Annotated in this window: 22 protein-coding genes; 10 read left to right on the top strand and 12 right to left on the bottom strand. The window is 37.6% G+C overall.

Annotated features, from left to right (window positions below; all coding sequences use genetic code 11):
• Positions 1-5: 5 nt before the first annotated feature.
• Entirely contained in the window at positions 6-839 is an 834-nt protein-coding gene (cysT, locus tag FC748_RS17605) for a sulfate ABC transporter permease subunit CysT (RefSeq protein WP_108030984.1), read from the bottom strand.
• Between the two features lie 11 nt (positions 840-850).
• Positions 851-1,903 (bottom strand): sulfate ABC transporter substrate-binding protein, encoded by a 1,053-nt coding sequence (locus FC748_RS17600; RefSeq protein WP_108030983.1) that lies wholly within the window; start codon positions 1,901-1,903, stop codon positions 851-853.
• Positions 1,904-2,423: 520 nt separating this feature from the next.
• Here FC748_RS17600 and FC748_RS17595 point away from each other — a divergent pair.
• The 4 genes from FC748_RS17595 to cysC are packed head-to-tail and all read left to right on the top strand — an operon-like array spanning position 2,424 to position 5,975.
• Positions 2,424-3,125 carry a phosphoadenylyl-sulfate reductase gene (locus FC748_RS17595; protein ID WP_024364863.1) on the top strand — a complete coding sequence of 234 codons (702 nt, stop codon included), beginning with the start codon at positions 2,424-2,426 and terminating at the stop codon, positions 3,123-3,125.
• Between the two features lie 16 nt (positions 3,126-3,141).
• Positions 3,142-4,203: a sulfate permease gene (locus FC748_RS17590; protein ID WP_193768816.1), complete on the top strand. Its 1,062-nt coding sequence runs from the start codon at positions 3,142-3,144 to the stop codon at positions 4,201-4,203.
• A gap of 42 nt (positions 4,204-4,245) precedes the next feature.
• Positions 4,246-5,385: a sulfate adenylyltransferase gene (gene sat / locus FC748_RS17585; protein WP_024364865.1), complete on the top strand. Its 1,140-nt coding sequence runs from the start codon at positions 4,246-4,248 to the stop codon at positions 5,383-5,385.
• The gene (gene cysC, locus FC748_RS17580; RefSeq protein WP_025220383.1) at positions 5,382-5,975 is read left to right on the top strand and encodes an adenylyl-sulfate kinase; all 594 of its coding nucleotides are present in this window, start codon (positions 5,382-5,384) and stop codon (positions 5,973-5,975) included. Before sat ends, cysC begins: the two co-directional genes overlap by 4 nt.
• Before the next feature lie 151 nt (positions 5,976-6,126).
• Here the strand turns inward: cysC and mnhG are convergent, their stop codons facing one another.
• Genes mnhG through FC748_RS17545 form a run of 7 tightly spaced genes read right to left on the bottom strand, consistent with a single transcriptional unit; the run spans position 6,127 to position 11,888 of the window.
• Positions 6,127-6,495: a monovalent cation/H(+) antiporter subunit G gene (mnhG, locus tag FC748_RS17575; protein ID WP_024364867.1), complete on the bottom strand. Its 369-nt coding sequence runs from the start codon at positions 6,493-6,495 to the stop codon at positions 6,127-6,129.
• The gene (locus tag FC748_RS17570) at positions 6,479-6,760 is read right to left on the bottom strand and encodes a Na(+)/H(+) antiporter subunit F1 (protein ID WP_024364868.1); all 282 of its coding nucleotides are present in this window, start codon (positions 6,758-6,760) and stop codon (positions 6,479-6,481) included. The genes mnhG and FC748_RS17570 overlap by 17 nt, the downstream gene beginning before the upstream one ends.
• A complete protein-coding gene (locus tag FC748_RS17565) occupies positions 6,757-7,236 on the bottom strand; it encodes a Na+/H+ antiporter subunit E (RefSeq protein ID WP_024364869.1) in 480 nt (159 codons plus the stop codon). The genes FC748_RS17570 and FC748_RS17565 overlap by 4 nt, the downstream gene beginning before the upstream one ends.
• 4 nt (positions 7,237-7,240) lie before the next feature.
• On the bottom strand, positions 7,241-8,728 hold the full coding sequence (locus tag FC748_RS17560; RefSeq protein WP_108030981.1) for a Na+/H+ antiporter subunit D: 1,488 nt from the start codon (positions 8,726-8,728) through the stop codon (positions 7,241-7,243).
• Entirely contained in the window at positions 8,721-9,062 is a 342-nt protein-coding gene (locus FC748_RS17555; protein WP_024364871.1) for a Na(+)/H(+) antiporter subunit C, read from the bottom strand. The genes FC748_RS17560 and FC748_RS17555 overlap by 8 nt, the downstream gene beginning before the upstream one ends.
• Entirely contained in the window at positions 9,062-9,484 is a 423-nt protein-coding gene (locus FC748_RS17550) for a Na(+)/H(+) antiporter subunit B (protein WP_024364872.1), read from the bottom strand. Before FC748_RS17550 ends, FC748_RS17555 begins: the two co-directional genes overlap by 1 nt.
• Positions 9,471-11,888 (bottom strand): Na+/H+ antiporter subunit A, encoded by a 2,418-nt coding sequence (locus tag FC748_RS17545; RefSeq protein WP_108030980.1) that lies wholly within the window; start codon positions 11,886-11,888, stop codon positions 9,471-9,473. Before FC748_RS17545 ends, FC748_RS17550 begins: the two co-directional genes overlap by 14 nt.
• A gap of 155 nt (positions 11,889-12,043) precedes the next feature.
• Here FC748_RS17545 and FC748_RS17540 point away from each other — a divergent pair, with 155 nt between their 5' ends.
• Entirely contained in the window at positions 12,044-12,607 is a 564-nt protein-coding gene (locus FC748_RS17540) for a DUF5366 family protein (protein ID WP_108030979.1), read from the top strand.
• A gap of 165 nt (positions 12,608-12,772) precedes the next feature.
• On the opposite strand, the gene FC748_RS17535 is transcribed toward FC748_RS17540, so the two are convergent.
• Entirely contained in the window at positions 12,773-14,623 is a 1,851-nt protein-coding gene (locus FC748_RS17535; protein ID WP_108030978.1) for a transglycosylase domain-containing protein, read from the bottom strand.
• Between the two features lie 348 nt (positions 14,624-14,971).
• Here FC748_RS17535 and FC748_RS17530 point away from each other — a divergent pair, with 348 nt between their 5' ends.
• Positions 14,972-15,559, top strand: coding sequence for a peptidylprolyl isomerase (locus FC748_RS17530; protein WP_024364876.1), 588 nt, complete (start codon positions 14,972-14,974; stop codon positions 15,557-15,559).
• Positions 15,560-15,583: 24 nt separating this feature from the next.
• Positions 15,584-15,793 carry a hypothetical protein gene (locus tag FC748_RS17525; RefSeq protein ID WP_025220379.1) on the top strand — a complete coding sequence of 70 codons (210 nt, stop codon included), beginning with the start codon at positions 15,584-15,586 and terminating at the stop codon, positions 15,791-15,793.
• Positions 15,794-15,938: 145 nt separating this feature from the next.
• Here the strand turns inward: FC748_RS17525 and FC748_RS17520 are convergent, their stop codons facing one another.
• Positions 15,939-17,108 carry a MalY/PatB family protein gene (locus FC748_RS17520; protein WP_108030977.1) on the bottom strand — a complete coding sequence of 390 codons (1,170 nt, stop codon included), beginning with the start codon at positions 17,106-17,108 and terminating at the stop codon, positions 15,939-15,941.
• Between the two features lie 73 nt (positions 17,109-17,181).
• Here FC748_RS17520 and FC748_RS17515 point away from each other — a divergent pair, with 73 nt between their 5' ends.
• Complete coding sequence (locus FC748_RS17515; protein ID WP_024364879.1) at positions 17,182-17,442, top strand: DUF1871 family protein; 261 nt, start codon at positions 17,182-17,184, stop codon at positions 17,440-17,442.
• Between the two features lie 110 nt (positions 17,443-17,552).
• Here the strand turns inward: FC748_RS17515 and FC748_RS17510 are convergent, their stop codons facing one another.
• Positions 17,553-18,893: a sodium-dependent transporter gene (locus FC748_RS17510; RefSeq protein ID WP_108030976.1), complete on the bottom strand. Its 1,341-nt coding sequence runs from the start codon at positions 18,891-18,893 to the stop codon at positions 17,553-17,555.
• Between the two features lie 243 nt (positions 18,894-19,136).
• Here FC748_RS17510 and FC748_RS17505 point away from each other — a divergent pair, with 243 nt between their 5' ends.
• Together FC748_RS17505 and FC748_RS17500 are read left to right on the top strand one after the other, a co-directional pair.
• Positions 19,137-19,685 carry an RNA polymerase sigma factor gene (locus tag FC748_RS17505; RefSeq protein ID WP_024364881.1) on the top strand — a complete coding sequence of 183 codons (549 nt, stop codon included), beginning with the start codon at positions 19,137-19,139 and terminating at the stop codon, positions 19,683-19,685.
• Complete coding sequence (locus tag FC748_RS17500; protein WP_108030975.1) at positions 19,678-21,333, top strand: hypothetical protein; 1,656 nt, start codon at positions 19,678-19,680, stop codon at positions 21,331-21,333. The genes FC748_RS17505 and FC748_RS17500 overlap by 8 nt, the downstream gene beginning before the upstream one ends.
• Positions 21,334-21,393: the final 60 nt, after the last annotated feature.

The following is a 21,393-nucleotide window of genomic DNA, read 5'->3' as shown; positions in this document are numbered from 1 at the left end:
ACCTCCTAATGTATAAAGCGGCGATTTGCTAGCCATTGAATAAGATTAATCGTAAATAATAAGACAAAGGATGTAATTAGCATAACAGCGGCAATAGACGTGGCACCCGCATAATCATATTGTTCAAGCTTTGTCATAATGATTAACGGTGTAATTTCTGTCTTCATCGGCATGTTACCAGCGATAAAGACAACTGAACCGTATTCCCCTAATGCACGTGCAAAGGCTAATGAAAAGCCAGTCAAAATGGCAGGTGCAAGTTCAGGGAAAATAATCTTACATACAGTTTGCAGACGTGTAGCCCCTAAACTTGCTGAGGCTTCTTCAACTTCTACACTAATATTTTGTAAAACAGGTTGCACAGTACGCACAACAAATGGAAGACCGATAAATGTTAGAGCAATTATAATACCGAGTGGTGTAAAGGCGATTTTAAAATTGAAAAACTGTCCAATCCAGCCATTTGGTGCATATAGCGATGTTAAAGCAATACCTGCTACTGCCGTAGGTAAAGCAAATGGTAAATCTACAAGACCGTCAATAATATGTTTAAACGGGAAGTGGTAGCGTACGAGTACCCAAGCGATAATGGTGCCAAACACAACGTTTACTAAACCAGCAGCAAGTGCAGTGCCAAAGCTTAACTTATAAGAGGCAATTGCTCGAGGGTCGGTGACAATTGCGGTAAACTCTGCCCAGCTTAACGACATTGTCTGAATGAAAATCATTGCTAAAGGTAAGAGCACAAGCAAGCTTACGTAGAGCATCGTATAACCAAGTGAAAGGTGGAAGCCGGGAATAACACGAGCCGGCTTCTTTTTAAATGTTAGGCTAGTCATCATATGCCTCCTTATTGTGGAACGTAAATTTCATCGAATGTACCACCATCTTTAAAATGTGTTGTCTGAGCTTCTGTCCAACCCCCAAAGTCTTCAATGGAAATAAGTTCAAGCTTAGGGAATTGCGCTTGGTATTTTGCTAATATATCTTCATTGCGTGGTCGATAGTAGTTTTTCGCAGCAATCTCTTGACCGATGTCACTATATAAATGTTGTAGGTATGCTTCTGCGACTTTACGCGTCCCTTTTTTATCAACAATTTTGTCAACGATTGCTACAGGAGGCTCTGCTAAAATACTTAAAGAAGGTGTAATAATTTCGAATGCATCTTTCCCTAATTCATTAAGTGATAAATAAGCTTCATTTTCCCAGGCAATTAACACATCACCAATTTTTCTTTCAACAAAAGTAGTCGTGGCGCCGCGAGCACCAGAATCAAGTACCTCTACATTGCGATACAAAGCCTTCATAAAATCTTTTATTTGCTTCTCGTCATTGTTATACAACTTCGCTGCATAGCCCCATGCGGCTAAGTAATTCCAACGGGCACCACCTGAAGTTTTTGGGTTTGGCGTTATGACTGAGACATCGTCTTTTACTAAATCATCCCAATCTTGAATCCCTTTTGGATTCCCTTTTCTTACTAAAAAAACAATGGTAGAAGTATAGGGTGTAGAATTATTTTCAAATTCTGTTTGCCAGTCTTTGTTTAGTAGATTACGAGCTTGGGCAATTTCATCAATATCGTAAGCAAGTGCTAATGTGACAACATCGGCTTCTTGACCATCAATAACCGCACGCCCTTGTTTACCCGAGCCACCATGTGATTGATGAATTTTTACTTCTTGACCTGTTTCGTTTTTCCACTTCGCGATAAAGTCTTGATTAAATTCATCGTAAAGCTCACGTGTTGGATCATAAGATACATTTAGTAACTCAACTGTTTTTTGTGTGTCTTGCGAAGTTGTATTGTTATCTTTGGACGTGCTATTACATCCTGTTAACATAATTGTTAACCCTGATAAGAGTACAATTGTTTGAAAAATAGTTTTTCTTTTGTTCATTGAAAATCTCTCCTTTTTCTTACAAAATGCAAAAGGACCATCTCTTCAACATGTATCAACACATGTTAAGGAGATGGCCTTCAGATAATCTGATCAGCATGTTTTGTTTTTTAGCTTAGTACCACATTAAACATATATTTCCTATTAGTCAACAAGGAATTGAAAAATATTTAAAATTTTAGATAGGTTTTTCCCTAAGTCCAGTAACGAGTAGCAAAAGACTCTTTTTATGAATAAAATTATTTGTATATAACGATAGTGACAGTTTAAAGAGGTGCAAAATGACATTCTTTAAATATGTTTATATTTTTACAAAACCTAGTTGACTACTAGGTGTAATTTAGTATATATTGGGTAATAAGAAAAGTGATTGTTGAATGAGGTACAAGATTACTAGTTTACAATCATCATATATGCTGGCTAGTCAAACTAGAGGCGTTTTAACGAAGGTACAATGCATTATTGTATCTGTTGTTAAAATGCCTTTTTCTATATCCGAAAATGTTTCGAGGGGGATTTTATGTTAACGTATGCAACTTGGCAGGAGCCAACGACTAACTTTGAAGTGGATGAATCCTATAAGGGTGCACTTGAGGTGTTACGCTGGAGCTATGCACAATATGGCGATGAGATTGTATATGCGTGTAGCTTTGGTATTGAGGGAATTGTGTTGATTGATTTGATTTCAAAAGTAAAGCCAAATGCTACGATTGTTTTTTTAGACACAGATGTCCATTTCAAAGAAACGTATGACACGATTGAACGAGTAAAAGCAAACTATCCGCAGCTAACGATTATACTGCAAAAGCCTAAGCTGACACTTGAGGAGCAAAAGGCGCAATATGGCGATGAATTATGGAAGTCCAATCCTAATCAGTGCTGTGACATCCGAAAAATAAAGCCGTTACATGAGGCGTTATCAGGAGCAAAAGCTTGGATTTCAGGGCTGCGCAGAGAACAATCGCCAACTCGGCAACAGACAAATTTTATCAATCGTGATGACAAATTTAAATCCATTAAAATTTGCCCGCTTATTCATTGGTCATGGAAAGATATATGGCGTTATGTTTCCAAGCATAATTTAACGTACAATCCATTACACGATCAAGGCTATCCGAGTATTGGCTGTGAACACTGCACACAACCTGCATTTACGTTGGATGATTTACGTGCAGGTAGATGGCAAGGAACGGGTAAAACTGAATGTGGGTTACATGAATAGGGGCGTTTAAATCATGCTGGAATATATTGCAATAGCTATAAGTTTATTTTTTGCAATGAATATTGGGGCAAGTGGTGCAGCAGCATCCATGGGTGTTGCTTATGGGGCAGGCGCTATAAAAAAAGCATGGCACGCATTGTTAATTTGTGCGGTAGGGGTTTTGGCAGGCGCTATATTGGGTGGCGGTGAAGTTGTCAAGACTATCAATTCAGGGATTATGCCACAACAGTATATTACTGTAAAAATCGTCATCATTATATTAATTTCTGCGACAAGTGCGTTGTTTCTTGCCAATTTGTTAGGCATTCCCTTATCGACGAGTGAAGTAACCGTCGGAGCGGTCGTAGGTGTAGGAATTGCCTACCGCGTGCTATATGTCAAATCATTGCTCGTGATTATGGCCTTTTGGGTAATCGTTCCTGTTATAGCGTTTGTCATTGCCTTTATAGTTGGCAAAGTACTGTATAAATTTCAAGGGAAGAGCTTTTTGAAAAACCACCCAATTTTAACAGTGCTACTCATATTTGCTGGATTTTTCGAAGCTTTTTCAGCAGGGATGAATAATGTTGCCAATGCAGTAGGCCCACTTGTTGGTGCTGGTATGATTACGGTGACAAAGGGTATTTGGCTAGGCGGTGCTTTTGTTGCACTAGGGGCGTTGTTGCTAGGAAGACGTGTACTCGAAACAAATGGCAAAAAGATAGTGCGTTTTGAAAAAGCTGAAGGCATTCTTATTTCAACTACAGGTGCCTTGCTTGTTGGTATTAGTTCATTGTTTGGCTTACCTGTGCCATTAACGCAAGTAACTTCCTCTTCTATTATTGGTATCGGAATGGCGAAAAGCGGTAAACAAATTTTTCATAAACATATCGTAAAGAAAATCATGTGTATTTGGATTGTATCACCCATTTTTTCATTAGCGATTTCTTATAGTCTAATTCAGTTATTTATGGAGAAAGATTTATATGCCATCGTCATTATGGGGAGCGTTATAATCGGAACGCTTGGTGCTATTAGTTTAATGCGAACAATGCGTGAAGAAGAACGCTCAATATACGATGCAGGTGAAGGCATTTAAATATAAAACATAGTATTTGAATAAAAATAGGGGGAATATTGAATGAGTTTACAACCACATGGCGGCACTTTAGTGCAAGCTTATAATCCACAAAAATCAGTAGTACATATTGAGAAGGAGATTGTTTTGGATACCATTGCGTTAAGTGATTTAGAATTAATCGCAATTGGAGGGTATAGCCCAATCGACGGTTTCTTAACTAAAGAAGATTATGAATCTGTTGTTGAACATACAAGGTTGGCCTCTGGCATTGTGTGGAGTATACCGATCACACTTCCTGTTGATCAGGCAGTAGCAGCAACTTTACAACCAGGTGATGAAGCAAAATTAATCTATGGTAATGATGTCTATGGTGTGATTCATATCGAGGATATATATGAACCAGATAAGCAAAAAGAGGCACTACTTATTTACGGTACACAAGACTTAGCCCATCCTGGAGTGAAAAAGTTACATGAACGGCAGGGGATATATGTTGGTGGTCAAATTACGTTAATTAAGCGTCTAGAGCAAATATTCCCTACGTATTCATTTGATCCAACAGAAACAAGGCAGTTGTTTAAAGACAAAGGGTGGCAAACAATTGTGGGCTTTCAAACGCGTAATCCTGTTCACCGTGCGCATGAATATATTCAAAAGGCGGCATTAGAAACAATTGATGGCTTATTTTTAAATCCATTAGTCGGTGAAACGAAGTCGGATGATGTATCTGCTGCTATACGTATGGAGAGTTATGAAGTGCTTTTGGAAAATTACTATCCTCAAAGTCGTGTGCAATTAGGTGTGTTCCCAGCGGCTATGCGCTATGCAGGGCCTAAGGAAGCCATTTTCCATGCACTAGTGCGGAAAAATTACGGCTGTACCCATTTTATTGTTGGACGTGACCATGCAGGTGTAGGGGACTATTATGGCACATATGATGCGCAAAAAATCTTTGAACAATTTACCGAAGATGAACTTGGGATTGTGCCTTTAAAGTTTGAACATAGTTTTTATTGCACTCGATGTGAAGGCATGGCAACTACAAAAACTTGCCCGCATGATAGTGCATCACATGTAATTTTATCAGGAACGAAAGTCCGGGAAATGCTCCGTAATGGAGAAGTGCCTCCAAGTACATTTAGCCGTAAAGAGGTTGTCGATGTACTAATAAAAGGCATGCGTAAGGAGGTATTAAAATGAGTTCTAATATCGTATGGCATGAAGCTTCTATTACGAAAACAGAGCGTCGCACGCAAAACAAACATCACAGCTTTATTTTATGGTTTACAGGATTATCGGCATCAGGAAAATCTTCCGTAGCAAATGCGTTTGCACGTACATTATTTGAGCGAGGTAATCAGGCGTTCGTATTAGATGGTGATAATGTAAGACATGGCTTAAATAATGATTTAGGCTTTGACGAAGTGAGCCGTAAGGAAAATATACGACGTATCGGGGAAGTTTCTAAGCTTTTTGTGGAGAGTGGTCAAATTGTACTCACAGCCTTTATTTCACCTTATCGACAAGATCGTCAAGTCGTTCGACAGCTAGTGGAAGAGGGGGAATTTTTAGAAGTGTATGTGAAATGCTCCGTAGAAACATGTGAACAACGCGATCCAAAAGGTCTATATAAAAAAGCGCGCAATGCGGAAATTGCTAATTTTACAGGTATTAGTGCGCCCTATGAAGAACCTGAACATCCCGAATTTATTTTGGATACTGAACGCTATTCTATTGAGGACTGTGTAGAGCAGTTAACAACGTTTCTAACGGATAAAGGCTATATTTAAAGCGTGCCAGTCACTCAAACAATTTCAATGTTTGCCCTAGAGCAATGATTGGGCAGGAGAAACAGCGACAGTAACAGACAAAGATATAGCAAAAAAGTGTTAGATTGATTGTAGTCAATCTAACACTTTTTCATTTTTGTCTCAACTTTGGTTATTTGATACCTTGTTCTTTTTTCATTTTCTCAATTTCTGGCCCTAGTTCATCACGTACGGTTCCTTTCCATGGCTTAACACCTGCTATGTAGGAGGAACGAGTCATAATATGTCCTCCGACAGGTCCAGTTATGAATAGAAACAAAATACCTAATAAAATACGTGGGTTAAAATGATCCTCAATCAGCCAAAAATAAAAGAATACACCTACCAACACACACATAACACCAAGTGTGGCACTTTTAGATGCGGCATGTGCCCGTGTGTACAAATCAGGTAATCGAATCAGCCCAATAGCTGTTACAACGATAAATAGTACACCAATCGAAATAAATAAAATAACTAATGTATTAGCGAGAATTGTCACGTTTAATGATATCTCCTTTCTCTATAAATTTAGAGAAAGCAACAGTACCGATGAATGATAATATCGCTAATAATAAAACAATTTCTAGGAAGAAGCTTGTTTCCACTAAAACTGAAAATAACGCGATTAAAGAAATAAGTGATACACCTAAGGAATCAAGTGCTACGACACGATCTGATGCAGAGGGTCCTTTCACCATACGGTAAATCACTGCAATCATCGATAAGCAAATCACTACGATCGCTGCAATAATAAACGTCATCATGATTTACTCACCTCCAAAATAGCTTTTTCAAAAGAGTCGCGAATGGATGCAATGGCATCATCTACATCACTAATATCAATAGCATGGACAAACAATGTTTTAGCATCATCTGAAACATGCACTACAACAGTCCCAGGAGTTAATGTAATGAGACTTGATAGTAATGTAATTTCCCAGTCTTCTTTCAATACAGTTGGGTAAGCAAAGAAGGCAGGTTGCATGTCCAGCTTGGGCTTTAATACAACTTTCAATACTTGAATATTGGCTAATATTAATTCCTTGAAAAAGAGTACAGTGAGTTTAATAATTGCCCATACTCGAAATAAATAGAGACGTGTAAAGAAAAATCTTCTCATAATGACGAGCAATACAATACCAAGGATGAAGCCTACTATAAAGCCTGTTGCTGTGTAATTAGATGAAAGGAACATCCAAACGAAGGCAAGAGCAAAATTTAAAATAATTTGAAATGCCATAGCTCTAATCCCCCTTCATTACAGCATCTATATAAATAGATGGGTCATTTAAAAGTTTTGCAGCATCATTCATAAATGGTGTCATCCATTCCGAACCAACACCATAGGCAACGGTAATAAGCACTAATAGGACAGTTGGCACAAAAAGTGTAGTATAGACTTTTTTATCGACAGTTCCCTTAGTTTCCTTTTCCTCTCCCCAGAAGGCATATAGGAAAATACGAATAACTGACAGTAGGACAAGTAAAGAGGAGGCTAAAATAAAGATACTACTCCACATACTGCCAGCCTCAAAGCCCCCCTGCACAATTAAAAGCTTTCCAACGAAACCACTAAGTGGAGGAATCCCAGCTAAACCAAAGGCAGCAATTAAATAGAACCATCCAAGAGCAGGATATGTTTTCATAAGACCGCCCATTTTACGTAAATCTGATGTACCGGTAATGTAGATGACAATACCAATTAACATAAAGAGGGCTGCTTTTATAAGCATGTCATGTATCAAATAGAACATTGCGCCCTTTAGCGCCATTTCATTCATTTGGGAAACACCAAACAAAATGACACCTACTGCAATCACGATGTTGTAAATAATAATGAGCTTGACATCGAAATAGGCTAGTGCCCCGATACAGCCAGCAATAATTGTTCCAATGGCTAGCACCATTAGTAAATCATGTGTATACGATAAATCGTGTACAAAAAATAATGTGTATGTGCGCGTAATCGCATAAACGCCAACTTTAGTAAGCAGTGCACCGAAAAGTGTTAACACAGGAATAGGTGCAGCAGCATAAGAAGTTGGAAGCCAAAAGTAAAGTGGGAATATGGCTGCTTTTAGTCCAAAAACCATTAAAAACAAAACAGCAATTACGGTTATAATACCTGGCTGATGAATATCGCTAATCTTTACTGCGATGTCTGCCATATTTAGTGTACCCACAACCGAGTAAAGGTAGGCTACCGTAATAACAAACAAAGCAGAAGAAATAACATTAATTAAAATATATTTAATGGAGCCTTTCAGTTGTCCTTTTTCTCCACCTAGCACAATGAGTAAATACGACGCCATTAAGAGTACTTCAAAGAATACAAATAAGTTGAAAATATCTCCTGTCGTAAAGGCACCATTTACACCAGTTAAAATAAACATCATACCAGGGTAATAGAAAAAGCGTTCACGCTCTTTTGTAATAGAGCCAAAGCCGTACCAGACAACAAAAAATGCAATGAGTAATGATGTAGTTACTAACAGTGCTGACATCATATCAGAAACCATTGTAATACCGTATGGTACTGGCCAATTGCCAAACGTGACTTTCTGAATGCCATCATTTTTAACTTTTAGTAAGAGCGAAACGGCTGAAACAAAAGCAAGTAGGATGCCCAGTAAAGCAAACGAACGCTGGTATTTTAAATTTTTTTGCCCAAACATTAAAATCATACCGAAGAAGAACGGAATGATAATCGGCAGTAAAAGGAAGTTATTCATCCTCATCACTTCCTCTCATTAAGCTAATATCATCTGTCTCAAGCTCTTGATAGGAGCGATAGGCAAGTACTAGGAAGAAAGCCGTTACACCGAAGCTAATAACAATCGCAGTTAAAATCAATGCCTGCGGTAAAGGATCAGCAAACGTTTTGGCTCCTTCTTTTAAAACAGGGGGTGCCTCACCTGTTAATCCACCCATTGTTAAAATAAGTAAATGGGCACCATGGCTTAAAAGTCCCGTACCAATAATAATGCGTAATAAGCTTTTCGATAATATTAAATAAACCGCTGCCATAAACAGAAAGCCAATGACAAACGCCATAATTATTTCCATTATTCATCCTCTCCAATCGTTTGAATAATGGTCATCGTAACGCCAACAACAACCAAGTAAACACCGCTGTCAAACAGCATTGCTGTGTGCAAAGACTGCTTACCTAGAAGCGGCAATTCGAAATAATCAAAGAAATGTGTAAAAAATGGTTTTCCTAAAAACATCGGGAATGCGGCTGTCGCAAATGCCAATAATAAGCCTGTAGCCGTTAAATACGTGTAGTTTATCGGTAAAACATTTCGCACTGTATTTAAATCAAAGGCAAGGACTAGCAGTACAATGGCACTGGATGTTAAAAGCCCCCCGACAAAGCCGCCACCGGGTGTATAATGACCAGCTAGGAAGATATGAATGGAGAAGAAGAAAATAATGAAGAATACAATTTTAGCTGTAAATTGTATAATCACATCATTTGTTTTCATGTGGTTTCTCCTTTCTATTCATACGCAGCTTAATCATTGCTAAAATTGCCATACCTGCAATACCTAATACTGTAATTTCAAATAATGTATCAAAGCCACGATAGTCTACTAAAATCACATTGACAATATTACCGCCACCCGCTTTAGAATAAACGGTTTCTTCATAATATTTTGAGATGGTCGGCACAAGTTTTTGCGAATGTGCAGATAATGCGATAAGTGTCACCATCACACCAACTGCGATTGAAATAATCGCCCGATTTAATTGAAAGCGCATGCGTTCTTCGCGCTTGCCAAGCTTCGGAAGATGATAAAACGCCAATAAAAATAACGCAACCGAAATGGTTTCAATAACTAGTTGAGTTAACGCTAAATCAGGTGCATTAAAAATAACAAAGAATAATGCAACAGTATAACCGACAGAGCCTAGTCCAATAATTGCTGTCAGTCGTGATTTTGCAAAAATTGTGATCGCTGTTCCAATCATTAACACGACAATTAAAATTAGTTCGTATGAGCGAATTGGTGCTGTACCTTCAAAAGATAGTGAAAAGGCATCTTTTACAAATAAGGTTCCAATTGAAATCGCTGTGATGCCACTAAACATATACAGTAGATAGTGACGCATAGACCCTGTCATATAAAGACGTGATACACGATTTAACCCTACATCTAAAGTAAGCATCATTTGGTCATAGGCATTATTGAACGTAAGAGCACGCGGGAATAGCTTGTAGATGCCTTGCCATTTAGGTAAGGCAACAAATAATAAGACACCTATAATAACAATGCCTATTGTCATAACTAATTCTGGTGTAATTTCGCCATGCCAAGCTGACACGTGAATGTTGATATCTTCAGGTGCATTATATAAAAACGGCTGAATAGCTTGTACAGCCGGCTTCACAAACGTATCACCAATAAGATTCGGAATGAAGAAAATAATCACCACTAATGATGCTAAAATCATCGGCGATATAAGCATGCCTATCGGAGCTTCGTGTGGTTTATGAGCGTAAAGTTCTGGTTTATATTTTCCTGTAAATGTTCTACAAACAAAGTAAAAGCTATAAATAAACGTAAAAATACTCGCAATCCAAGCAACAATTGGGAACAGCACGCCCCATGTATCAAAGCCGAAAAATTCGAAATTCTGAAGTGATAACATAGCTGTTAAAAACATTTCCTTACTTAGGAAGCCATTAAATGGTGGTAATCCTGCCATTGAAAAACTACCGATCGCCGCAACCGTAAAACTAAGAGGCATGATGCTCATTAATCCGCCAAGTCTACGTATATCGCGTGTACCTGTTTCATGATCGATAATCCCAGCAATCATAAATAAGCTACCTTTAAATGTTGCATGGTTAATCAAGTGGAAAATGGCTGCAAAAGCTGCATATTTAAACATTGAATCTGCTGCTCCATTTACATGAAATGCAACTGCACCAGCTCCTAGTAATGACATAATTAGCCCAAGCTGACTGACAGTAGAAAAGGCAAGAATACCTTTTAAATCGGTTTGCTTTACTGCAAAGAACGAACCCCAGAAGAGCGTTAGCAGACCAACTCCTGTAACAAGCCAAATCCAAAGTTCAGAAGCTGCAAAAATCGGTGTAAAGCGAGCAACTAAGTAAATACCTGCTTTTACCATTGTTGCAGAGTGAAGATATGCGCTGACAGGTGTCGGAGCCTCCATTGCATCCGGTAACCAAATATAAAATGGGAATTGTGCAGATTTCGTAAACGCCCCAAACAGCAATAATATAAGGGCCCAAATGAATAACGGATGTTGCACTAAGTTTGGTGCCATTGCAATAAGTTCACGGATTGAATATGTTCCACCCATTAAATAAAGAAGGATAAATCCTCCTAACATCATTAAGCCGCCAAAAACGGTAATCATCATCGATTTTAGTGCACCGAAGCGAGAAGCATCGCGTGTGTACCAATAACCAATCAATAGGAACGATGAAATAGATGTTAATTCCCAGAAAAAGTACAAAGTAATTAAATGGTCTGATTGTACAACACCGAGCATAGCGGACATAAATAGTAATAAGTAAACATAAAAATTATGTAGTTTTTCTTTATGTTTATCTAAGTAGAAAATGGAGTAAAGCACAACAAGTGAGCCAATTCCAGTAATTAGTAATGAAAATAATAAACTAAGTCCGTCTAAATAAGATACAACAGAAATATCAAGTGATGGTATCCATGGAATTCCATCATAAAATACTTCGCCTTTTGCAACTCTCGCTATATAAGTAGCATAAATCACGGCGAGTGTAGCAGGTACTGCAAGAACAAACCAGCCTGTGTGAATATTTTTAATGCTTTTATATATAAAAGGCACAAAAATTGCAGCAAGCATCGGGATGAAAATATAGAGTACTTGTAACAAAAAAATCCTCCTTTATGCAGGTAAGTGTAATAATTATAACGTACTTTTGTAGGGAATGCATATCGACTCGTAGGATTTAGCTTGGATACAAGGAGAATTTTAGCTATATTATAAATAGGAAGTTATCAAAAAAAAACAGAGGAAAAAAATTTTTTATGAGGAACCCTTACATATATGGTTATTTACCATTAATTACAATTTTATTATTTAGTTTAACGTTCGGCATGTATGCCGTAGGTGAAGCATTACAGTTGTTTCAAGCAATCGGTGTTTATTCTGGAATGCGAGAATTTTTATCAGATTTTGAATTACGTGTATTGTTACTCATTGTGTTTGCGCTTATCTTTTTTATGGCTTTTTCAGCACTCAAACTAGTTGGTGAAACAATTCATGAACTAGGAATGTTGTTTTTTTCGAAGGACAATGAAGGGGCTGCTGTGAGTCAAGCACGTGGAGGCTACGTCATTTTATTTATTGGTGCAATGTGTTCTGCCTTTGCAATTCAATCTATCTATGTATTGGCAGCTATTTTTGTATTAACGGTCTTTATATATTTTATTTATCGTATTTATAAAATGAGCCTTTATATGTCTATGGGTGGAACAATTGGATTACTTATATTTGAGCTTTTCATGTGGACATTACTATTCTCGTTATTAGTTTATGTCATTTTAAAATTGTACAACGGCGTACTAGCAAGTCTCCCATTTGCCAAATAAAGTGCCAGTCACCCAAACAATTCTAAATTTTTTCTAAGTAAAAACCCACTTTGACTCCTGCGAAGGCTGATGATGTGCCTGCAGAAAACAAAGTGGGTTTTTATGCTAGTGCCAGTCACCGAAACAATTCACCGAAACAATTGGCGCTGATACACTAATAGAAAGTTACTCTAGTAAAACATTAAAGAGTTTGTGATGAATTTTGTACGCTTCTAGTTTTTCCATTGGCTGTGGTTTATCATAGCCAAGCCACACGGCAGCGGTATATTGGTCATTTAAACCAGCTAGCCAATAATCACGGTAATCATTTGTCGTACCTGTTTTAGCCCCAACATAGCTACTATTGCTATAAACCCCTTGCCCCGTACCATTTGAGACAACTTCTGCAAGCAGCCCACGCATATATTTTACGGTTTTAGGCGACCAAATCTGGTCACGTGCCTTGTCCCAACTATATAGCTCAGTGCCATCATTAGCTGTTACTTTTCGAATACTGTGGGCTAGCACATAAGAGCCATCGATAAAGCTTGTATAGGCATCTGCAAGTTCAAGAGCAGTGACGCCATATGTTAATCCACCTAATGAAGCAGCGTAAGTATGATCCTTTGCCACCATGGAACGGAAATGGAAGCGATCAAGATAACTGAAAGCTGTATCTACCCCTACAGCGTTAAAAATGCGAAGAGCGGACGTATTGTAACTATTCCGGAATGCTGTATGAATTGTCACATCACCGTAGTTATATCCTCCATAATTTTGAGGACAAAAAGAACCGACACAATAGCGCCCACCATTGACAATGGAGTCTGGCGTATGAGTTGTTGTTTCAAAATAGGGTGCATAGACAGCAAGTGGCTTAAAGGCTGACCCTGGCTGTCGCGGACCTTGATAGGCTCGATGATAATCAAACTTTTCATAATTTTTTCCAGCATAGAGGCTGACGACTTCACGAGATGAATTGTTAATAACAGCACCCGCCGCCTGTAATTGGCCATTGCCTAAAATAGCAGTTATGCGCTCTTCATCATGATTCTGTTTAGTTGGATCCAGTGCAGTATAAATAGTTAAACCATTCTGATATAAAGTATTAAGTCGATTGTCTAGTTGTGCTTGAATAGTTTTCTTTTCTTCTTCACTTTGCGTGTTGAGCAGTCGATCTGTATAGCCTTCCTTCTCGGCTACTAGCCAGCGTAACTCTTGAAGAACGTAAGTACTATACATTGGATAGCTTTGTACCTTGTTCTTAACATTTAAAGTGATTGGTTCTGCTTTAAACGTAACTGCATCTTCTTTTGTAATAACACCACTTGTCGCGAGTGTATCAAGTAGACGTTCTTGTCTTGCCTTGGTATCATCAAAATGTTTTAAAGGGTTATAAAGAGAAGGATTGTTAGGGATAGCTGAAATAAACGCTATCTGTGCAATCGATAATTCTTGGATAGGTTTTTGAAAATAATAGCTTGCTGCACTACCTATTCCATAAACTTGATTGCTAAAATAGGATTCATTTAAATACATCGTTAAAATGGCATCTTTATCGTATTTCTTTTCAAGTTCATAGGCATAAAATAGCTCTGTTAGTTTTCTTTCGTATGTTTTTTCATCAGATAAATAACGCATACGAACAAGCTGTTGGGTAATGGTACTGCCTCCTTGTGAAGCTGAATTGGTGTTTGAGTTAGCAACAACCGCGCGTAGGATAGCGCTAAGATCGAAGCCGACATGATTATAAAAGTCTGCATCCTCACTAGCAATAAAAATTTCCTGGGCAATTTGTGGAATTTCTTGTAAAGTTAAAGGTTGTCGCCATTCGACATATTCCTCACTAAAGGTTTGGCCGTTCTGATCAACTAATGTGACAGGAAGCTGTACCTGTACTTCGGGAACCTCAATTTTCTTCTGAATTTGTTGTTCGTGGGCTTGTGCTGTACTCAGCTCTGCTCGTATATTTGTACCAATCCACCAAATGGTAGGTAAACATAGCGTTACAATAATAAAACCAAAAACTTTTTTCATATATGCCTCCAACTTTGAAAATAAGTCTTTCATCAGAATAGCATATTTTGGATGTATTCCAAATACTCGTTCAGACCTATTTACACAATACTAAATTACAAAATAACAATTGCCTTGAGGTCGTCTGTCATTCCAACATGATTTTGGGTTATACTACCATTGTTACTACACAGAAGTTTCTAGATTTTCACAAACATAATTGACTAAACGATTGTAAAATTGCAAAATTCGTCAATACTTTGATGGAGAAAACAGCTAGGAAGTATGTTAGACTAATATGAGGTCAGAAATGATAAGGTATAATCATTTTCGTTGAAACTGAAATTTACATTTAAAGGAGAGACTCCAATGTTTCCACAATTAACAACTGAAGTACAAGAAGGCGAAGTACTAGTAGAAATGAAAACAACGTTAGGTGCATTAAAAATTAAATTGTTCCCAAAACAAGCACCAAAAACAGTTGAAAACTTCTTAGGGCATGCAAAATCAGGTTATTATGATGGTATTATTTTCCACCGTGTTATTCAAGATTTTATGATTCAAGGCGGTGACCCTACTGGTACAGGTATGGGTGGAGAGTCAATTTGGGGTAACTCATTTGAAGATGAGTTTTCTGATGAATTATTTAACTTACGTGGTGCATTATCAATGGCAAATGCTGGTCCAAACACAAATGGTTCTCAATTCTTTATCGTACAAATGAAGCATCTTCCAAGTGATATGCTTCGTCAATTACAAGGTGCTGGTTTCCCAGAAGAAATTATTGAGGCATATGCACAAAATGGTGGAACACCATGGTTAGACCATAAACATTCTGTATTTGGTCATGTTGTAGAAGGTATGGATATCGTTGATAAAATTGCTGAAGTAGAAAAAGACTTCCGTGATAAACCTGTTGAAGATGTGAAAATCGAGTCAATTACAGTTTTTGAATAATTATTGTAAGGACGTGTAGAAAATATGGAACATTTGATGTATCAATTTTTATATTTCCCAGAAGATAAATCAGCGTATATTCCAGCAGCTTTTGAATTTTTAATTATGCTTATTTTATGTATAGGCGTATTTATGATTTTCCGTAAAATTTCTAAAAAGCAGGAATTAAAATCTAAGGAAATCGAAGCACGTATTTTAGCTGAGAGAAACAGCACCAACAATAGACACAATTAAAAAAAGCACTCTGCAAAAGAGTGCCTCCGACTATAGACAAACTTGAGATTTCCCGAGTTAGTCTATAGTCTTTTTATATACATCCCGACAGCAGGCACAGTGTAAGCCATAGCTTGAAAATTCACAATTGTGTGAGTGACTGGCACTATGACAATGCGAGCTTAAAACGAGCAACGGCATCTTTTACCGTATCAAATGAGCAAGCTACATTCATACGCAGGAAGCCACGGCCTTCTTCACCATATTTTGAACCAGGTTCTAGTGCAAGTTTTCCAACTTCAAGCAAACGTTGCATTAATTCTTTTTCATTGATACCTAGTTGGCGGCAATCAATCCACAATAAGTACGTACCTTGAGGCTTTGCAATGTGTATGCCTGGCAATTGCGTTAACTCGGCTATAGCATAATTCATATTATTGGAAATATAAAGAAGTAACTCTTCTAGCCATGGTAATCCTTCTGTGTAGGCTGCTTGCAGTGCTACAGGAGCAAAGCTATTCAATGAACCTTGCCCGCAAGCCATATTAACCGCCTCTAAAAGCACCTGCTTTTTCTTATCAGTCGTAATAATATAAGCAACTTGAATTCCTGCAAGATTAAATGTTTTAGTCGGTGCCATACAGGTAATAATACGATTAATTTCATCTCCTGCTAGTTTTGCAAGCGGAGTATGTTGTGCACCATCTAACATTAAATCAGCATGAATTTCGTCTGAAATAATGAGTACATCATATTTTGCACATAAACGAATAATTTCTTTTAATGTAGCTTCGTCCCATACATAGCCTCCTGGATTATGTGGGTTACACAATATGTATGCTTTAACGTTTTGGGCAAGTGCCTGTTCAAAAGCCTCAAAATCATAGACAAATGTTCCATCTTGCGCGACTAAAGGGCAAGTAACCACTTCACGGCCATTACTTTTAGGGATATTAAAAAATGGCGGATAGACGGGAGTAGAAATAAGCACTTTATCGCCTTGTTGAGTCAGTGCAGTCAAAATATTTGCCAAAGCTGATACGACACCGTGGCTGAAAGAAATGGCTTCTTGCTCAATGTGCCAATTGTATCGGCTTTTTTGCCAATCTACAATCGCTTGTTTTGCTTCTTCGCCTACATAGCTATAGCCAAAAATCGCCTCTTTAGCATGTTTTTGCAGTGCTGCTGCAACTGCAGAAGGTGGAGCAAAGTCCATGTCCGCTATCCACATTGGTAATATTTCTGTTGTATCGCTTAATCCATAAATTTTCTCCATTGCGTCCCATTTTACTGAGTTAGTACAACGACGATTTAAAGTTTGATCGAAAATCGACAAGCAAATCCCTCTTTTCTTTTTTTTTTACTATGGTATCATACCTATTAAGATTAAAGGATAATAGGTGAGTATTTTGGATAATATAAAAATGAATCGAACAGCCGTGCATCTGCTAGCAGAGTGGGATCCTTTCCACTTAGGTGCTGAGCATTATGATACAGAAACAGCAGATGTTGTTGCAGCACTACAAAGTATTGATGACCCATCTGCTCTTGCGAAGGTCATTCAAGAAACTTACGAGCACTCGTTTGAACAGTGGATTCCAATTGAAGATTGTGTTGCCATTTCATATAAACTACTGGCTATTAAGTTTGAAGCAAAATGTATTATTTAAATCGACATATAGTGTTTTTTTATTGGAAAGGTTTGTGTGCAAATGATTGCACGAAAGCTGCTTCCTTATAAAAGTGAGGTTGTCTTCTGTTTTTAGACAACCTCACTTTCTTATTGAAATAACGGCAAAATACCTTGGATAAAAATAAGCAAAATCGCAATAGGTGACACATAACGAATTAAAATATACCAAGTGTTAAACAGTAGACTTGAGGAAGCAAGCTCTTTACGAGAAATATCCTTTGTATAATAATAGCCTGCAAAAATAGAAATCAGTAAGGCACCGATTGGCATGCCGACACTATTTGTAATAAAGTCTACAAAATCAAAAATGGAACGATCTAATATTTTGACATCTGATAGAATACCGAAAGATAGGGCACTCGGAATTCCGAAGATGAAAATAATAAGTCCACCAATCCATGCGATTTTTTTACGCTTGTCGGGTTTGTCTCCAATGGCGATAGCTACTACAATTTCTAACATTGAAATCGAAGAAGTCACTGTAGCAAACAGTAAAAGAATAAAGAAAATCGTTAAGAATAGGCCCCCAAGTGGCAATTGCTCAAAAACAGCAGGTAAGATAATAAAAACAAGCCCTGGCCCTTGGTCGGGTGTATAGCCTAGCGCGAATACAGCTGGGAAAATAACTAAACCTGCAAGAAGCGAAATAATAATATTCATAGATGCTACATTAATGGCTGAATTACCGATTTTTTCGGTTTTAGGGAGATACGATGCGTACGTAATCATAACAGCTATACCAACACTTAAGGAGAAGAATGCTTGTCCAAGCGCTTTTAAAAATGTTTCAGCATTTAAGTAAGACCAGTCAGGTACAAACATAAATTTTACGCCTTCCATTGCACCATCAAGTGTTAAGGAACGGATTACTAACACAATAAAGAAAATAAATAGTAGTGGCATCATCCACGTACTTGCTTTTTCAATCCCACCTTTAATACCTCCAGATACGATAGCAATCGTTAACAGTAAAAATAACCCTTGCACAAGTACCGCTTCAAATGGGCTAGAGATAATATTGCCAAACAAATCAGCATAATTCCCTTTATGACCATCGCTCGTTAATTGAAACGTTAATGAACGTCCTAAATAACTTAAAATCCAACCACCTACTACACTATAGAAGGATAGTATTAAACCCGCAATAATCATGCCGCCCCATCCTATTAAAAACCATGGTTTTCCTGGGGCTTGTTGTTTGAACGATGTTACAGCATCCTTTTGCCCACGACGTCCAATCATAAATTCTGCAATTAACACCGGCAAACCGATGAAAAATGTACATAAAATAAATAATAAAATAAATACACTTCCGCCGTTGGTTCCCGCCATATAGGGGAATTTCCAGATAGCGCCTAATCCTATGGCGCTACCAGCAGCAGCTAAAATAAATCCAATTTTTGTTGAAAATTGATCTCTAGATGACACGAAAATAAAGCCTCCTTATACTAAAGTTCTATTTTACCGCAAATATGGCATAACACAAGGCAAATTTCTGAAAATTGATTATAAATACTTTTTACGCCCCAACGTCTTACTACAAGTAGAATTCTTTAAACGAAATGCATGATTTACTATCAATTCTAGCGATTTTCTCAAGCTAGCCAGTTACAATTGAAATTGTAACAATTAGGAAGAACAGGTCGTTACATAGAAAAGGAGGGATAACGAGTGAATGAACCGGAATTAATCGAGCGAGCACAACAAGGTGATAAAGAAGCTTATATTGAACTAATTCGCATCCATCAGCGAACAGTTGAAAAATTTGCCTTTCAATGTGGCGTACATAGTAGTGATTTAGCGGATGTTTCACAAGAAGTTTTTGTCAAGCTATACCGTTTTTTACATCAATTCAAGCAGGATCGATTTACGACATGGCTTTATAAAGTCACACTTAATGCTACCCGTGATTATTATCGAAAAGAGCGACGTGAACAAGCAAAGGAGGAGCTGTTAAGCGCGCAGCGACAAGTCCCAAGTCCTTCAGCTGAAAAGCATGTCCTTAATTTTGAGGAAGACCGTGTATTGCATCATAGCATTCAAGCACTTGATGAAAAATATCGCTATCCGCTCGTCTTGTATTATTTTCATGAGTTGAAGTATGAGGAAATTGCCGAGGTACTTGGCATTTCGTTATCCACTGTCAAAGTACGCATATTGCGGGCAAAAGAAAAACTTAAAGTAGCTTTGACACAGGAAGGGAGTGTTGAGAATGGATGATCAACAATTTGACAAGCGCATGGCACTGTTGAAAAAATCATACGACCGAATGGAACCTCAATTAAATCCCGATAATGTTTTCAAGCAAATCGAAGAAGAAAAAGAAGAAGCACTGCCTAAGCAATCGATTACCGCACAACAAAATCAAGCCGTAAAATGGCAGAATCCAGCAGTATGGATAGCAAGCGTTGCAAGTGTGTTGCTAATTGGTCTCTTAGTATCGTTTTATACATTGAATCAACAGGAAAATACACACAGTGAAGTAACACAAGATGTGCCTGTTGAAAAGGCAGTTGAGGAAGAGATAGCAGATTACCTAACGAAAAAATTTAATAGTAAAAAGGAGGATATTAGAAAGGAATTAAAAGTGACCAAAGATGAGCTAGAAGCCTTTGATTTTATTAAAAACGCAAATTCAATGTTAGATTTTTATCTTACGACTAATTTGCATTTGAAATTAACGGATGAAAACTATGTGGAAATTATGGAAGAAAATATAATGAATCGTTTAATGACTCCTAAGCGGGCGGTAGAAAAGATAGAAACTTTTAGAAATTTAAGTTTTGAGGAATCGTTTGCCGTTTATAGTAACTACGTTATTTCCGTAGAGGAATTGGAGCGTTTTTATAGCAAGCTTCTTGAGCCTTACCAACAGCAATTAAAAGAAAAAGATGATGTAAAACAATATCCATCTAATTTACAAGCTATTATTGAAGCGGCAAATAATCAATATATGGAGTTGAAAACGGATGGAAATGGCGTGTTTTATTTTAAAGCAAATCCAATCAATGGGGAATTTGCTCCGCAGTATATCAACCAATTACATCCGGACGTTTTCGGGTATTTCGAATATTTAAAAATGGGTTACTTATTATTGGCAGATGACTTACGATATACGCGAGAAGAAACGGCGCGCTCACTTAAAATAATGGAACGTACATTACTTGCAGATGTAAATGCTAGTTCTCTTGATTACAAGCTTTTAGAAGAAACCTATAAAAATACGTGGGTGGTATTATTGCTAGGTACAAAACAATATCCTGCCATAGCAAATGACGGGCAACCTCATCAGGACTATATGAAATTTTTAGAGGAAGTAGCTAGTGGAAAGTATGGTGAAGTAATGCAAAAGACCGCTGCTACTATTTTAGGAGAATTACAGCAAATGCAGCACTCCGCTACATTATCACAACTGGAACCTTATGATATCTGGACAATACTTTTACAGACACGGCAAGAAACAGCAGGTACTATTAACGACAGTGACTTTAATGTTGTCGATATGAATGAGTCTCGTATTGCACAAATAAAAGGAATATATGAACAATATAAAAACAATAATGATGAAGCAATCATCAATCAACTACACCCAATCAATATTGCCTCACTTTACTTATATGCTGTGACCATTGACGATAAGGCAGTGCAAAATGCTTTATTAACACCAGATGCCGAAGTGGATGCAAGTATGTTACAAACGATACAGAGTCTTGATGTTTTTAGTCAGCTAGGCGAATATAATGGAATTTTTCCTACCGTCGCTGCTCGTGTTGCTATAGGCAGTCAGGAAAAGTACGGAAGGCAGTTCCTCATCAAGTTTTCAAAATCAGAGGAAGGTAATTATCGTATCACAGCAATCATGGATTGATGGGATGATTTTTTGCCCCACTTATTGACGTATGTTATAATTTATCGTGATATATACGTA

Source organism: Lysinibacillus sphaericus (assembly GCF_005217585.1).
Taxonomy (GTDB): Bacteria; Bacillota; Bacilli; order Bacillales_A; family Planococcaceae; genus Lysinibacillus; species Lysinibacillus sphaericus.
The sequence above is the reverse complement of the archived record's forward strand: the minus strand, read 5'-3'. Positions and strand labels throughout refer to the sequence as shown.

Bases quoted from the DNA above. Each gene is read 5' to 3' on its own strand.
- cysT (WP_108030984.1), bottom strand. From the start codon at position 839: ATGACTAGCCTAACATTTAAAAAGAAGCCGGCTCGTGTTATTCCCGGC.
- FC748_RS17600 (WP_108030983.1), bottom strand. From the start codon at position 1,903: ATGAACAAAAGAAAAACTATTTTTCAAACAATTGTACTCTTATCAGGG.
- FC748_RS17595 (WP_024364863.1), top strand. From the start codon at position 2,424: ATGTTAACGTATGCAACTTGGCAGGAGCCAACGACTAACTTTGAAGTG.
- sat (WP_024364865.1), top strand. From the start codon at position 4,246: ATGAGTTTACAACCACATGGCGGCACTTTAGTGCAAGCTTATAATCCA.
- cysC (WP_025220383.1), top strand. From the start codon at position 5,382: ATGAGTTCTAATATCGTATGGCATGAAGCTTCTATTACGAAAACAGAG.
- FC748_RS17570 (WP_024364868.1), bottom strand. From the start codon at position 6,760: ATGATGACGTTTATTATTGCAGCGATCGTAGTGATTTGCTTATCGATG.
- FC748_RS17565 (WP_024364869.1), bottom strand. From the start codon at position 7,236: ATGGCATTTCAAATTATTTTAAATTTTGCTCTTGCCTTCGTTTGGATG.
- FC748_RS17560 (WP_108030981.1), bottom strand. From the start codon at position 8,728: ATGAATAACTTCCTTTTACTGCCGATTATCATTCCGTTCTTCTTCGGT.
- FC748_RS17555 (WP_024364871.1), bottom strand. From the start codon at position 9,062: ATGGAAATAATTATGGCGTTTGTCATTGGCTTTCTGTTTATGGCAGCG.
- FC748_RS17550 (WP_024364872.1), bottom strand. From the start codon at position 9,484: ATGAAAACAAATGATGTGATTATACAATTTACAGCTAAAATTGTATTC.
- FC748_RS17540 (WP_108030979.1), top strand. From the start codon at position 12,044: ATGAGGAACCCTTACATATATGGTTATTTACCATTAATTACAATTTTA.
- FC748_RS17535 (WP_108030978.1), bottom strand. From the start codon at position 14,623: ATGAAAAAAGTTTTTGGTTTTATTATTGTAACGCTATGTTTACCTACC.
- FC748_RS17530 (WP_024364876.1), top strand. From the start codon at position 14,972: ATGTTTCCACAATTAACAACTGAAGTACAAGAAGGCGAAGTACTAGTA.
- FC748_RS17525 (WP_025220379.1), top strand. From the start codon at position 15,584: ATGGAACATTTGATGTATCAATTTTTATATTTCCCAGAAGATAAATCA.
- FC748_RS17500 (WP_108030975.1), top strand. From the start codon at position 19,678: ATGGATGATCAACAATTTGACAAGCGCATGGCACTGTTGAAAAAATCA.